General features: G+C 70.7%; 12 protein-coding genes. All 12 read right to left on the bottom strand.

Going from position 1 to position 12,965, the window contains the following annotated elements:
* Nucleotides 1–34: 34 nt before the first annotated feature.
* A complete protein-coding gene (locus HUA75_RS44575; protein WP_174489924.1) occupies nucleotides 35–568 on the bottom strand; it encodes an O-acetyl-ADP-ribose deacetylase in 534 nt (177 codons plus the stop codon).
* 104 nt (nucleotides 569–672) lie between these two features.
* A complete protein-coding gene (locus HUA75_RS44570) occupies nucleotides 673–1,260 on the bottom strand; it encodes a Fis family transcriptional regulator (RefSeq protein WP_141646633.1) in 588 nt (195 codons plus the stop codon).
* A gap of 153 nt (nucleotides 1,261–1,413) precedes the next feature.
* Entirely contained in the window at nucleotides 1,414–2,763 is a 1,350-nt protein-coding gene (locus tag HUA75_RS44565; RefSeq protein ID WP_174489923.1) for a universal stress protein, read from the bottom strand.
* Between the two features lie 153 nt (nucleotides 2,764–2,916).
* Nucleotides 2,917–3,333 carry a type II secretion system protein GspG gene (locus HUA75_RS44560; RefSeq protein ID WP_141646631.1) on the bottom strand — a complete coding sequence of 139 codons (417 nt, stop codon included), beginning with the start codon at nucleotides 3,331–3,333 and terminating at the stop codon, nucleotides 2,917–2,919.
* 54 nt (nucleotides 3,334–3,387) lie between these two features.
* Entirely contained in the window at nucleotides 3,388–4,845 is a 1,458-nt protein-coding gene (locus HUA75_RS44555; protein WP_141646630.1) for an adenylate/guanylate cyclase domain-containing protein, read from the bottom strand.
* Nucleotides 4,846–4,963: 118 nt separating this feature from the next.
* A complete protein-coding gene (locus HUA75_RS44550; RefSeq protein ID WP_174489937.1) occupies nucleotides 4,964–5,992 on the bottom strand; it encodes an OmpA family protein in 1,029 nt (342 codons plus the stop codon).
* A gap of 70 nt (nucleotides 5,993–6,062) precedes the next feature.
* A complete protein-coding gene (locus HUA75_RS44545; RefSeq protein WP_174489922.1) occupies nucleotides 6,063–8,939 on the bottom strand; it encodes a GAF domain-containing protein in 2,877 nt (958 codons plus the stop codon).
* Nucleotides 8,940–9,058: 119 nt separating this feature from the next.
* Nucleotides 9,059–10,180, bottom strand: coding sequence for a hypothetical protein (locus tag HUA75_RS44540; RefSeq protein WP_141647941.1), 1,122 nt, complete (start codon nucleotides 10,178–10,180; stop codon nucleotides 9,059–9,061).
* Nucleotides 10,181–10,257: 77 nt separating this feature from the next.
* A complete protein-coding gene (locus HUA75_RS44535) occupies nucleotides 10,258–10,440 on the bottom strand; it encodes a hypothetical protein (protein ID WP_141647940.1) in 183 nt (60 codons plus the stop codon).
* A 233-nt stretch (nucleotides 10,441–10,673) separates the two neighbouring features.
* A complete protein-coding gene (locus HUA75_RS44530; RefSeq protein WP_141647939.1) occupies nucleotides 10,674–11,558 on the bottom strand; it encodes a tryptophan 2,3-dioxygenase in 885 nt (294 codons plus the stop codon).
* A 132-nt stretch (nucleotides 11,559–11,690) separates the two neighbouring features.
* A complete protein-coding gene (locus HUA75_RS44525; RefSeq protein WP_141647938.1) occupies nucleotides 11,691–12,221 on the bottom strand; it encodes a cell wall protein in 531 nt (176 codons plus the stop codon).
* Nucleotides 12,222–12,414: 193 nt separating this feature from the next.
* Complete coding sequence (locus HUA75_RS44520) at nucleotides 12,415–12,921, bottom strand: hemerythrin domain-containing protein (RefSeq protein ID WP_141647944.1); 507 nt, start codon at nucleotides 12,919–12,921, stop codon at nucleotides 12,415–12,417.
* Between the last annotated feature and the right edge of the window lie 44 nt (nucleotides 12,922–12,965).

Below are 12,965 nucleotides of genomic sequence, written 5' to 3'. Positions count from 1 at the left end.
GACGTGGGCGAAACTCTAGCCCAGTTTTCCTCGTTCACACATTCTCGCCCCCCGGGGCCCCCTGGAGCCCCTCGAGCGCGCGCTGATACGTCTCCAGGTCCGCCTCCGAGAAGAGCACCACTGTCACCTTCTCAAGATGTGACAGTCGGGCCAGGGCGGCCTGGATTTCCCGGAGGGCCACGGGAGCGGCCTTCTCGATGGGAAAGCCGTAGATACCCGTGGAGATGGAGGGGAAGGCCACCAAGCGAAGCCCCAGCTCCGACACCCGGGCGAAGATGCTCTTGTAGCACCGGGCCAGCGTGGCCTCTTCGCCCTGGGTGCCGCCGCGCCAGACGGGGCCCACGGTGTGGATGACGTGTCGGGCGGGCAGGCGGTAACCCCGCGTCACCTTCGCCTGTCCGGTGGGGCAGCCGTGCAGGAGCCGGCACTCGGCCACCAGCTCCGGACCGGCCGCGCGGTGGATGGCGCCATCCACGCCTCCGCCGCCCAACAGCGAGCTGTTGGCCGCGTTGACGATGGCGTCCGCGTCGACTCGGGTGATGTCTCCTCGGATGAGCTCCAGCGACATGGGGTCTCCTCGCGTCTTCGAGTGGGCCGGGCGCCGACGGGCCCTCGCGCCTCGACTGACGGCGCGAGGGGAGTGAGTCCCCCCGCGCGTGGAGGTCGCGCCCTTCAGCGAGGCGACAGGTTGCGGGACGCCGGCTTGCGCGAGCTGGAGACCGGCTTGCGCGCCTTGGGGAGCGTGCGAGTCACCGAGCCGGGGCGACGGGCCTCCGCGGCCTCGCGCTCCGACTCCGCGACGGCCTTCGCGGCGGCGGCCTTCAGCGCGAGCTGCTCCGACTGGAGCGCCCAGCGCCGCCGCAGCAGCTCCCGCATGCCGTCCTTCTGCAGGTCCACCTGCGCCTGGTGCAGGCGGTAGTGGAGATCCTCCCGCAGCGTGCCTCGAGAGAGCGCCGCGTCCGCCGCGCCCGACACCCCCACCACGACCTTGGGCCGCTCCTCCTGCATCTGCAGGCAGCGCAGGATGAGCCCCTGCGCGTCGCGCCCGAGCTTGGCGGCATCGGGGATGAACAACACGCCGTTGCGCTGGCGAAGCGCCGCGGCCAGGTCCGTGGCCTGTCGCACCTCCACGAGCTCCACGTCGAAGTTGCGCGCGGCCTCCTGGGCCCAGCTGCGGCGCTCCTCCTCCGTGCCGCCATGGATGATGAGCGAGGCACGATTGCAGACGAGCTCTTCTTCTCGGTAACCACTGAGCGTCACCGGCAAACCCCCTGCTGTGATGCGTGGTGCGGGGATTCTAGCGCCCCATCGGGTCTCCCGTTCAACGGGCCACGTGTCCTGACAGGTGGGGCTCGAAGCGACCCACCTGAAAACCCTTTCATGTGTACCTGAGTGACTGCTGTCTCAAACGTGTCACGTGCCGGGCACCACCATGACGGGCCGGCGGCAGCGCGCCACCAGCTCCCGAGCCACCGCGCCGGGCAGCGCGTCCGGCTCCCGCGAGGGCTCCCCCGACGTCCCCAGGCAGACCAGGTCCACGCCCTCGCGCTCGGTGGCCTGGCAGATGGCCTGCGCGATGTCCTCGCCCGTCACGCCCTCCACGCTCCAGCGCAGCGCCTGGGCGCCCTCGTCGCGAGGCACCAGCTCCCACAACCGTCGCAGCATCACCTCGCGCTCGCGAGGAGGCTCGGGCAGCACGCCGTAGTGGTCCATGAAGCCCCCCGTCTCGCCCAGGCGCTTGCGGTGCACGTGCAGCAGGTGCACCCGGCCGCCCGGCCCCACCAGGGAGCGGGCCTGGGCGATGGCGCGCTCGGACGCGTCGGAGAAGTCCACCGGCACCAGCACGCTGCGCGGCGGCAGCGCATGCCGGGGCTCGCGCAGGACGTCCGGCACGCACACCACGGCCTGCTCCGCGTTGCGCAGCACCCCGGCCGACACCGAGCCGTGCCACAGCCGCTTCACCGCCCCGCGCGCGCGCATGCCCACCACGACGAGGTCCGCGCCGCGAGAGAGCGCCACGTGCAGCAGGTGGTCCGCCGGCCTGCCGAAGCCCGGCTCCAGCACCACCTCCACGCCGCCCTCTCCCAGCAAGTCCCCCACCTGCTCACGCACCTCGCGCAGCAGCACCGTCTCCACCGCCGGGTCCAACGCCTCCATGTCCCGCGCCCGGGGCTCCAGCAGGTCCACGTGGACGGGGGTGTGGATGCCCAGCCGGTCGCGCTCCTCTAACGGCGAGCACACGTAGGTGGCCAGCACGTCGCACGGCCCCACCCGGCGCAGCTCGCGCAGGAAGGCCACGGCGGCGTCGGCGGTGGGGGACAGCGGATCCACGCCCACCACGACAAGCAGGCGCCGCCGGCCTCGCAGCCAGTCCACCAGCGCGTCCTCGCGGCGCACCGACAGCACCGGGCCGCAGCCATGGCGCGCCAGCCGCTCCGGCAGCGACGCCCGCCGCCAGGCCGACGTGCGCCAGCCCTCCGCCGCGGCCACCACCCAGCGCGAGTGGCGGCACTCCTCGTCCGCGAGCACCGCGTCCGTGTCCGAGCGCACCCGGCAACTCACCCGGCCCGGGGGGAGCTCCAATCGCTCCGCCTGCTCCTCCAGGTGCCGCTGGGCCTCCAGGCGCGTGGCCTCCGTCAGCGGCTCGCCGTCGATGACGCCCACGAGCAGGAGCGGCTCTCCCAGCCGGGCCGCCAGGGCCGCGGCGACCTCCACTTCCCGGGACTCCCGCGCCATCAGCGGGCTCGCACAGACGATGGCCATGGCCGCCCTCCTCGCGGGGATGGCCTGGACGTCCATCCCCTCCAGGACAGATGCGCACGACGCCGCCAGGCGGGGGGCCCCTCCGTCATGACAGCCCGCCCGGAGGCCCACCGGTCGCCGGGCCCGAAGGCACACGGCCGCACGTCAGGACGGCTACTTCACCGGCTCCGGCCGGGGGTGTCCGTCGTGGTTGGTGTGGTCCTGCTCCTCGCGGCTGCCGCCCCGGTCGTCGCTCTTGCCGAACGTCGCGATGAACACCTGGGTGCCGTTGCTGGTGTACCGGTAGTGCCGACCCCACGGGTCCAGCGGCAGCGCGGGCAGGTACTTGGGCACCAGCAGGGGCTCCAGGTCCGCTTCTTCCGGCAGCTCGTTGCCGTCCGCGTGGAAGCGCGACAGCGCGTCCTCCAGCACGCCGATGTCCTGGTGGATCCGCTCCGCGTACACCGCCTTCGAGCGCGTCAGCGCCCCCACCAGCACCGCGCAGATGAGGGCGAGGGCGAACACCAGCCCCACCCACAGCACGGGTGAGCGACGGGAGGGCGGAGGGCGGTCGTCAGCGGACGGATTCATGCCCCCCACCCTACCGCCAGAGGGGGCCTGGGGTGCGGAAGACTTCACGCGGGCCTAAAGCGCGCGGAATAGCGGCACCGGCTGCTGCTTACCCTTCAGGCGGACAGGGGGCAGGTCCTCGAAGGCCGTCTCGTTGGCGTCCACCAGCTCCCGGGTGCGCTCGCCCACGAGGATTTCCCCCGGGCCCGCGAGCGCGCACAACCGCGCGGCCACATTCACCGCGTCGCCGATGCAGGTGTACTCGGAGCGCACGGTGCTGCCGATGTTGCCGGCGACGACGACGCCCGAGTTGATGCCCACGCCCAGCTCCAGCACCAGCGGGTGGCCCTCGCGGCCGTTGGCGGCCCACTCGGCCTCCGCCTCCACGCGCAGGTCCGTCATCGCGTCCATCATCATCTTCGCGCACTGGAGCGCGCGCAGCGCATCGTCCGTGCGCGCCACCGGGGCGCCGAACACCGCCATCAGCCCGTCGCCGAGGAACTTGTCCAGCGTGCCCCCGCACGTGAGCACCGCGTCGGACAGCCGGCCCAGCACCTGGTTGAGCACGCCGACGACCTGCTCGGGAGGGAGGCTCTCCGCCAGCCCGGTGAAGTTGCGGATGTCCGCGAACAACACCGTCACTTCGCGCTTCTCGCCGGTGAGCACCACCGCATCCGCGCTCTTGAGGATTTCGTCCACCACCGCCGCGGACGTGTAGCGCGCGAACAGCTTGCGCATCCGCTCCGTCTCACCGGTGCGGCGCACCACGCTCTCGATTCGCGCCGCCAGCTCATCCATGGACGCGGACTTGTTGACGTAGTCGTCCGCGCCCGCGCGCAGGCCGCGCACGCGCTCCGCCTCGCGGTCATTCGCGGTGAGGATGATGACGGGCAGGCCCCGCGTGGGGCCCTCCTTGAGTCGGCGGCACAGCTCCACGCCATCCAGACCGGGCATCTCCAAATCGCTCAGGACGATGGCGGGCTGAAGCCGGCTCATGCCCTCCAGCCCCTCGAACGGGTCCTGGAAGCAGAGGACCTCGTAGCCCAGGGCGACCAAGCCCTCCTGCACGAAGGCACACGCCAGCGGGCTGTCGTCCACGACGACGACGCGGCGGCGCCCGTCGATGAAGGGCCGCGGATTCTCCTGCCGGCCCGCGATGCGGTTCTGCAAGCCGAGCGCCTCGTAGATTTGCTTGTACGTGCAGTGCCCCAGCTCCACGAGGATTTCACCCAGCTTGCGCCCGTCGCGGCGCTGACGGGCGAGCGCTTCCTCGAGCTGCGCGAGCGTCACGTACTTGAGCCCCACCAGCAGCTCGCCCAGGGCGGGCTGCGAGGGCCCCTTGTCGTGGTGCAGACCCAACGCCTCTCCCAGCGCGTCCTGAATCTGCTCCCGGGTGACGTAGCCGAGGGAGATGAGCGCCTCGCCCACGCGCTGGCCAGTGAGCGCCTGGAGGGCCAGGGCTTCCTGCACCTGCACGGGCGTGACGATACCCAGCTTGAGCAGCAGGTCACCAAAGAGGGGGGATGCGCTCATGGGGGCCACCTCGGCGTCCGGTGGAGCCTTGGACGCGGCCGACAGCGTATCCCACCTCCCGACGCTCCGGGAGGACTCCACCCCGAGGACGAGCCGAGGCGCCCGAGACCCGCCCACCTCACCGCCGGGGGGCGGGCCGGGCGGGCTTGCGGACGGGGGGAGGCGGGATGATGAACTCCACGCGGCGGTTGGCCGTGCGTCCAAGCGACGTCCCGCTGGACTCGAGCGGCCTGTCCGCCCCGAGCCCCTGCGCCTCCAATCGCTCCGTCGGGACGCCCTTCCCCTCCAGGTAGGCCACCACGGCCTCCGCGCGGGCCTGCGTCATCGCGCGTCCGGTGGTCGCGTCATCCCAGGCGTCGGTGTGCCCCTCCACGATGACGCGCGTCAGCTCCGGGTGCGCGAGCAGCACCCGGGCCACGTTGTCCAGGAGCGCGTGCGAGCTCGCCTGGAGCTTCGCCGTCTGACTCTCGAAGCCGATGCGCTCCAGCAGCTCCAGCCTGTCCCGCTGGAGGCTGACGCGCTGCTTGTCCTGGGCGGGGCAGCCCTGGTTCGTCGCCGGGCCGTACACCGTGGGGCAGTTGTCCCGATGGTCCGCGAGGCTGTCACCGTCCCTGTCCCGCTCGGGACACCCGCGCAGGTGGGGGACGCCCTCGTCGCGAGGACAGGCGTCGTCCTCGTCCGGGACACCATCGCCGTCCTCATCCTGCTCCGGACAGCCCTGCCGCTCCACCGGGCCGGGCTCGTCGGGACACACGTCGGCGTCGCCCTCCACGCCATCGCGGTCCGGGTCGACGATGGGGCAGCCCTTGCGCTCCAGCGGGCCGGCCTCGCGGGGACACGCGTCCTTGGTGTCCTCCACGCCATCGTCGTCGACGTCCCGGGCGGGACAGCCCTCCCGGAACGCGGGGCCCGCATGGCGTGGGCACTTGTCCACGGAGTCGTCCAGGCCGTCGCCGTCGGTGTCCTTGCTGGGACAGCCGCGCGTGGAGGCGGGGCCAGGGAGGAGCGGGCACGCATCCCCGGCATCGGACACACCATCACCGTCGCCGTCGGGAGCAGGCCGCGCCTGGGGCGCATGGCCACATCCGGAAGCGAGCGCCCCACCCAGCAGGAGGAGCAGGACTCCGCCGCGCAAAACACGCATCATCACGAAGGGCACCAGAGCGCACGGGGCCAAGCGCTGTCCAGGTGATGTGTCTGGTGGACGGGCCACGCGCTCACGTCGGCAAGGTGTCGGACAGGGGAAGCTCCACGGTGAAGATGGAGCCCTTGCCGGGCTGGCTCTGGACGCGGATGCCGCCGCCGTGGGCCTCGACGATGCGCTTGGTAATCCAGAGCCCCAGGCCCAGGCCCTTGAAGTGCTGCGCGGACTCCGAGCGCTCGAAGCGCTCGAAGATGCGCTCCTGGTCCTCCTGCGCCACGCCGATACCCTCGTCCTGGACGACCAACTCCGCCACCGCTCCGCGCGGCTCCACCCGCACCGTCACCGGCCGCCCCGCGCCATACTTCGCCGCGTTGGACAACAGGTTCACCAGCACCTGCTCCAGCCGAAGCTTGTCCCACTGTCCCACCACGGCGTCGTCCGCCAGCATGCGCACCTCGCTGCCCGCGCGCACCAGCTCCTCGGACATCCGCGACACCAGCTCGCGCGTCAGCGCCGCCAGGTCCACCTCCTCCAGGTTGAGGGACAGCCGGCCCGCGCTGATGCGCGACACGTCCAGCAGGTCGTCGATGAGCAACCCCAGCCGCTGGCCCGCGCGTGCCGCCTTCTCCGCGCGCTCCGCCAGCCCGCTGGCCGCCATCGCGTCCTTCGCCATGCGCGCCAGCAGGTGAATCTGGAGCTGCAACGCGTTGAGCGGCGATTTCAGCTCGTGCCCCGCCACTGACAGCAGCTCGTCGCGAGCCTTCACCGCCTGGGTGGCCGCGCCATACAGCCGCGCATCCTCGATGGCCAGGGCGGCCCGCGCGGCCAGGCTCTCCAACAGCGCGCGCTCTTCCGCGGTGTACTCGCGCCCGCGCGCCTCGCGGATGACGCCGAGCGTGCCCAGCACCCGGCCCCGCGCGCCCAAAGGAACGATGATGAGGCTCTGCGGCCCGTAGCGCTCCAGGAAGGTGACACCCTCCGGCGAGCGGTCCCCCTGCAGCTCCTCCGCGCTCAGTCGGGGCACGAAGAGCGTCTGCCCCGTGGCCACCACCCGGCCCGACAGCCCTTCACCCACGCGCGCCGGGTTCATCCGCAGCGACGACTCCAGCACGCCGCGCGCGACGGGGTCCGGATGGTGCGCCGCCACCAGCTCCAACTGCTCCCCTTCCTCCGCGAGCAGTTGCAGGACGCACCCGCCACCCAGCGCCTCGGACACCTTGCTCGCCAGCACGTCCAGCACCGTGGGCAGGTCCAACCCCGCCTCGGCGATGAGCTGGCTGACCTGCACCAGCACATGCAGCCGCGCGGCGCTGCGCCGGCTCTCCTCCTCCGCCGCGCGCGCGTCGCGAAACAACCGCGCGTTGTCCATGGCCATCGCCGCGCGCCGGGTGAGTTCCTCCGCGAGCGACAGGTCCGTCGCGTCGAAGGGCGCCCGCCCCGCGTCCCGCACGAAGGTCAGCGCGCCGAGCGTGCGCTGCCGGGCCACCAGCGGCGTGAGGATGAGCGAGCTGATACTCCACGTCGACGCGCCGTCCATCTCGGAGACCGCGCGCGTCTTGCGGGTCTCCATGCGGGATTGCCCGCTGGCCAGCACCCGCGCCAGCGTGGAGGGCTGCCCCGAGTCGAGCGGGAAGCTCGTCAGCTCCAGCACCCGCTGCGCCTTCTCCGGGCTCGCGTGCAACACCGCCAGCCGCCGCACCACGCCCTCTTCGTACGAGTCCACCGAGCACCCGTCCGCGAAGTGGCCCAGCGCCAGCCGCGCCACGCCGGCCACCGTGTCCTCCCAGCCCAGCGAGCCGGACACCAGCGCGCTCGCGTCCGCCAGCAGGCTCAGCCGCGCGCCCAGCGCCTCCGCCTCCAGTCGCGCGGTGTGCTCGCGCTCGTACAGCCGCGCGCGCTCCAGCGCCTGACCACACTGCCGCGACAGCCCGATGATGGACTCGCGCTCCAGCGCGGTGAAGTCCTTCTCCCGCTCGAAGCCGAAGGCCAGCGTGCCGAACACCCGCCCCTCGACGAACAGCGGCGCCAGCGCCAGCGCGCGCAGCGGCCCTTCTTCCATCAACGCCGCGAGCCTCGGGTAGCGGGCCTGAATCGCCGCCAGCGTCTCCAGCCACACCGGCGCTTCGGCCAGCACCGCGTCGTACCCCGGCAGGTCCTCGCCGGTGCGGGGCAACACGCGCAAGGGCTCCAAGAGCCCGTCGGGCACGCCCACCGCCGCGATGAGCTCCGCGGACGCGCCGCCCTCCGGCGTCAGATGCACCATGCCCGCCATCGCATCCACCGCCGGCAAGCCCAGGTCCAACACCACGTGGGCCACCTCCTCGCGGGTGAGCGTCTGACCGAAGGCCTCCGTCACCGCCTGGAAGCGGCTCAGCCGCAGCACCTCCGCCTGCTCCACCTCCGCGCGCGCCCGAGCCACCTCCACCCGCGTCCCCTCCACCGCCAGCTCCCGCTCCAGCGCCAGCCCCGCAAGGCGCGCGTACAGCCCGCAGCGCTGAAGGTCCTCCTCCGACGGCACCCGCCCCTGGCGCAGGACGGCGCACAACACGCCGACGACGCCCCGGTCCACGGAGGGCGACAGCGGCAGCGACACCAGCCCCACCGCGCCCAGCTTCCGCCGGGCCTCCGGCTCGCCCGCGAGCAGCACGTCCCGCTCCAGGTCCACCGACACGTACGTCAAGAGCGCCCCGTCGATGTCCCTCGGGCCGTTCAGCAGGCGCTGGCCACACACCTCCAGCGCGTCAGCCGGCAGCGCGGGCGTGGCGAGCGTACGAGGGACGCTTTCGTCCTCTCTCCAACACATGAAGACGCCGGACGCGGAGAGGGTGGCCGCGGCCTCGCGCAGCAGCGCCTCCAGCACCGCCCGCACCGGCGGCGCCACCGACAGCCGCTCCCGGGGCCGCGTCACGCGGTCCGTCGCGGCCACCCGGTTGCTCTCGGGCACCTTCATGCCCACACGTCCCCCCGGTCTGGGCCCCATCGGGCCAACCGCGAAGCTCCAGTGTCCCATGTCCGCCAGGGCCGCGAAACCCGCGGGCACCTGTCCCCAGGTACAAGAGACCTTGGCTTTCAGTGAGCGAACACATTGAAGAAGGCGAAGAAAATCTCGAGGACGATGAGCAGGACGATGACGGCCTCCAGCGTGTGGGAGCGGTCGATGTCCACGTCGCCCTTGAGCAGGCCATACGTCTGGGCGAGCAGTTGCTGCTTGCGCGTGACGGAGCCCTGCCAGGCGGAGATGCGCATGCGGCGCACCGCGCCCTCGTAGACCTTGGCCAGGTAGAAGTCGCCGATGATTTTCAGGCTGTTGTCCACCCGCTCGATGAACTCGTTGAGGTCCACCAGCGTGGTGAGCGTCTGCCGCGTCAGCGTGCGGTACGGACTGCGGAACAGCCGCGTCCACCCGTGGCGCTTGGCCTGCACCTCGTCGTGGATGCGCGCGATGTGCTCGTCCAGCCGCTCGTCGTAGTAACGGAATTCCAACAGTTGCGCGTTGGCGATTTCGAGCAGGTCCGGGATGTCCCCGGAGCCCGACGGCTCGTAGACGAAGGCGCTGTTCCAGTCGATGACGACCAGGTCATTCACCGTGTAGCTGAAGCGCATCTGCGTGACGGCCTCGCTCTCCCGGCGCGACAGCGGCGTCTGGCCGTTCTCCCCCAGCAGCAGCCGGGCGAGGTCCGCCTCCGCGAGGATGTCCTCCGCGGACGGGTTGCCCTGGATGCTCTCCGCGAAGATGACGGTGTAGCTCTCGTTCTGGTCCCACAGGTGCGGCTCCTGCACCGCGGCGGCGATGGTGTTGCGCACGCCTTCCACCAAATCCAGCGCCAGGTCCTCCAACGCCTGGCTGTCATACAACTCGTCCGCCACGCGGATGAGCTGCTCCAGCGACGTGCCCGGCACCACGGGCACGCGCAGGATGATGGACGCGGCGCCATGGTCGAACAGGCGTGCGGTGGCATCCACCGTGACGGGCCCGTCCTTCAGCGCGAGCGGCCTTCGCCCCAGCTCATACGCGAGCGGCGGATTGGGGAGCTGGAGGTACTGGCCATTCTCGCGCGACAGCTTGAGGCGGCGGGTGTCCTCCGACACGGCCTTGCGCGCTCGCTCCAGGTTGATTTCCTCCGCGATGTCGAAGGTGCGGTAGCAGAGGATGTGGGCCTTCTCGAAGAGCAGGGGAGCCGAGGCAGCCATGGTGCGCCCAGCCTAGCCCGCGCGTCCCCACACGAACGCCGCCGAATGGCTGACGCCGGGCGCCTGTCGACGAGCCGTCAGTCCTCGGGCACGGGTGAGGGATGCACCACCGGCTTGCCCGGGCCGGGCCGCGTGTCCGGCACCCCACCGACCTGGTCGGGCGGCGGCGACACAGGCTCTCCCGCCGAACGCCGAGCCTCCCGCCCGTCCTCGGGAAGCCGAGGCTCCTTCCTGGGATGGGTGACTTCATGTTCGGCCATGGCGCGCTCCCTTTGCTCACTCAAGCTAGGGCGCGCCCTGAAGCGAGCGCATGTCCCGCCCACCCGTCAGGCCGCTGGGCGGACAGGGTGGCTTCCGACACCTGCCCATCCACCCCGTCACATTGTCGATGTTTCACGCCGGAAGCCTGTCACGCCGGCCCCCCGCCATTCCTCTCAATTGGCCGCACGTCAAGACTGGGGCGCAACGCCTGCCATGACGGCCAGGAGCGCGCTCATGTCGACGGTTTATGAGCCCGGGCCCCGGGGGGCGCCAGCTCCGTGCGCACATCCCACAGCTCTGGGAAGAAGCGCAAATCCAAGGCCTTGCGAAGGAAGGACACCCCGGAGGAGCCCCCGGTGCCCTGCTTGAAGCCGATGATTCGCATCACCGTCATCATGTGCCGGTAGCGCCACAGCTGGAACCGCTCCTCGGTGTCCACCAGCTTCTCGCACATCTCGTACGCATCCCAGTGCGCCTCGGTGTCCTCGTAGATGCGACGGAACACCTCCACGACGGCCGGGCTCTTCTCGTACGGCAGCCGCCAGTCGCGCTGGGCGCGGTCCTCCGGAATCGCATGCCCCATGCGCGCCAGGTACCGCAGGAACTCGTCATAGAGGCTGGGAGACTCCAACAGCCGCTCCAGTTCGCCATGCACATCCGGCTGGTGGCGGAAGGGACCCAGGGCATTGGGGTCCTTGTTGCCCAGCAGGAACTCCACCGCGCGGTACTGCCAGCTCTGGAAGCCAGACGCGGGCCCGAGCGCGTCGCGGAACTCCAGGTACTCATTCGGCGTGAGCGTCTCCAGCACGCTCCACTGCTCGAAGAGCATGCGTTGGATGTTCCCCACGCGGGCGAAAATCTTGAACGAAGGCTCCAGCCGGTCCGCCTGCACATAGCGGATGCACGCGCTCAGCTCGTGGATGAGAAGCTTCATCCACAGCTCGCTCGTCTGGTGCTGGATGATGAAGAGCAGCTCGTCGTGGTGCGGGGGCTGCGAGCGCGGAACCTGCGCCGACAACAGCCGGTCGAGCTGTAGGTACTCACCGTACGTGGTCCTTCCGGCCAGGTCGGTGATGATTCCAGGCTCCAGATCTCGTTTGTTCATGGGCCCGGGCATTCATGCCCCTGCAAGCCCCCGCGGGCAAGACTTCCCGTACGGGCTGCCCCCGAACCCTCTCCCTGCCAGGGAGCACGGTTGACGGAGGTGCGGTCACTGTCTGCCCGGGCCGGGGCCAAACGTGCCGCTGATTTAACCGTTCGCTGCTTGGGCGGCGGCGGCCAGGGCCTTCGACGCGGCGCGGCCACGGGGCAGCTTGATGTCCTCGACGCTGTTGGCGGGCGCGTAGTCGACCCACGCCGACGGGCGGCGGTTGGTCTTCTCCAGCATCCGCAGCTTCTGGTAGTGCGCGGCGCAGTAGCCCTTGGTCCGGCTGGGCTTGCCGCAGTCGACGATGGCGCACTCGCGCGAGCCATCCGCCGCCGCCGGCTTACGGCCGCGACGCTTGCCACCCGCCGACACCGACGCCGCCGCGCTCACCGCGCCACGCGCCGCCGCGGGGGGACGACCCACGGCCTTGCGGCCCGGCTTCGCCGCCGCGACCTGGGCGCCGAACAGCGGCCCCACGACCTCGGCCAGCGGGGCCAGCCGCTCCGCCACGTTGCGCAGTGCATCCAGATCCGCCGTCCCGGACTCCAGGCGGGAGACCACGTCGCGCAGCGGCTTGAGCTGGACCTCGATTTCGTTACGGATCATGTCCCGAAACGCTTTATCCACGGACATTCGTTCAATCCTCGTCTTGGCTAATCTGGTTGTTGAAGGTCTGGAAGGGGGAGTTGATTTGTGATGCTGCTCATACCCATACCTTCCAATTTAGGATTTGTCTAAAGGAAGCGATAAAAGGTGTGACTGAAGGACGTATCACCCCCCCTACCGTACCGGTCGGGGCCCCATTCCAGTGGGGCGGGAACGGCGCTCAGCCGTCCCAGCGAAGGTCTTCCAGCAGGGAGCGGGTCCCCGAAACAAAGGGCCCCTCGGCCAGGGTGCGCAGCTCCTCGCGAGCCAGCGTCAGCTCCACGCGCAGCGTCTGCTGCTCGCGGGGATCCAACGCGGTGGAGAGTCTGGGCAACAGCGAACTCTCTTCTTCTTGGAAATGCGCGACCCAGAGATCCTCGAGCGCATAGAGCCGGGCCTGCCATTCGGCATCGCCCAGGGGCAATTCCTCCAACTCATCCATCAGCTCACGCATGGCCAGATGATCCTCGGCCTGCTGACGGGCACGAGCACGCCCTTCCACCCGAGCCACCAGCGGTTGCAGACAGCGCTCCTCCAGCCAGGTGTGCAGTCGCAACAGCTCCAGCAGCTCGCGCTGCGCGCTCAGAGGCTCCTCCTCCGCGCCGGACACGAGCCGCTCGAAGCGCTCCTCGAGCTCACGGTGCTCCTCCACGAGGATGTCGAACGGGCCTCCCATACCCTCAACCATCTGCATGGTTCGGCAGGCAGACAACCAAAGCTGCGCTTCATCCT

It is taken from the genome of Myxococcus sp. CA040A (genome assembly GCF_013336725.1).
Lineage (GTDB): Bacteria > Myxococcota > Myxococcia > Myxococcales > Myxococcaceae > Myxococcus > Myxococcus llanfairpwllgwyngyllgogerychwyrndrobwllllantysiliogogogochensis.
This window is presented reverse-complemented; position numbering and strand designations above follow the sequence as displayed.

What these genes read in the sequence shown, in the direction of transcription:
- HUA75_RS44520 (WP_141647944.1), bottom strand. Translation starts at nt 12,921, where the DNA reads ATGGTTGAGGGTATGGGAGGCCCGTTCGACATCCTCGTGGAGGAGCAC.
- HUA75_RS44525 (WP_141647938.1), bottom strand. Translation starts at nt 12,221, where the DNA reads ATGTCCGTGGATAAAGCGTTTCGGGACATGATCCGTAACGAAATCGAG.
- HUA75_RS44575 (WP_174489924.1), bottom strand. Translation starts at nt 568, where the DNA reads ATGTCGCTGGAGCTCATCCGAGGAGACATCACCCGAGTCGACGCGGAC.
- HUA75_RS44535 (WP_141647940.1), bottom strand. Translation starts at nt 10,440, where the DNA reads ATGGCCGAACATGAAGTCACCCATCCCAGGAAGGAGCCTCGGCTTCCC.
- HUA75_RS44540 (WP_141647941.1), bottom strand. Translation starts at nt 10,180, where the DNA reads ATGGCTGCCTCGGCTCCCCTGCTCTTCGAGAAGGCCCACATCCTCTGC.
- HUA75_RS44550 (WP_174489937.1), bottom strand. Translation starts at nt 5,992, where the DNA reads ATGATGCGTGTTTTGCGCGGCGGAGTCCTGCTCCTCCTGCTGGGTGGG.
- HUA75_RS44565 (WP_174489923.1), bottom strand. Translation starts at nt 2,763, where the DNA reads ATGGCCATCGTCTGTGCGAGCCCGCTGATGGCGCGGGAGTCCCGGGAA.
- HUA75_RS44545 (WP_174489922.1), bottom strand. Translation starts at nt 8,939, where the DNA reads ATGAAGGTGCCCGAGAGCAACCGGGTGGCCGCGACGGACCGCGTGACG.
- HUA75_RS44530 (WP_141647939.1), bottom strand. Translation starts at nt 11,558, where the DNA reads ATGCCCGGGCCCATGAACAAACGAGATCTGGAGCCTGGAATCATCACC.
- HUA75_RS44555 (WP_141646630.1), bottom strand. Translation starts at nt 4,845, where the DNA reads ATGAGCGCATCCCCCCTCTTTGGTGACCTGCTGCTCAAGCTGGGTATC.
- HUA75_RS44560 (WP_141646631.1), bottom strand. Translation starts at nt 3,333, where the DNA reads ATGAATCCGTCCGCTGACGACCGCCCTCCGCCCTCCCGTCGCTCACCC.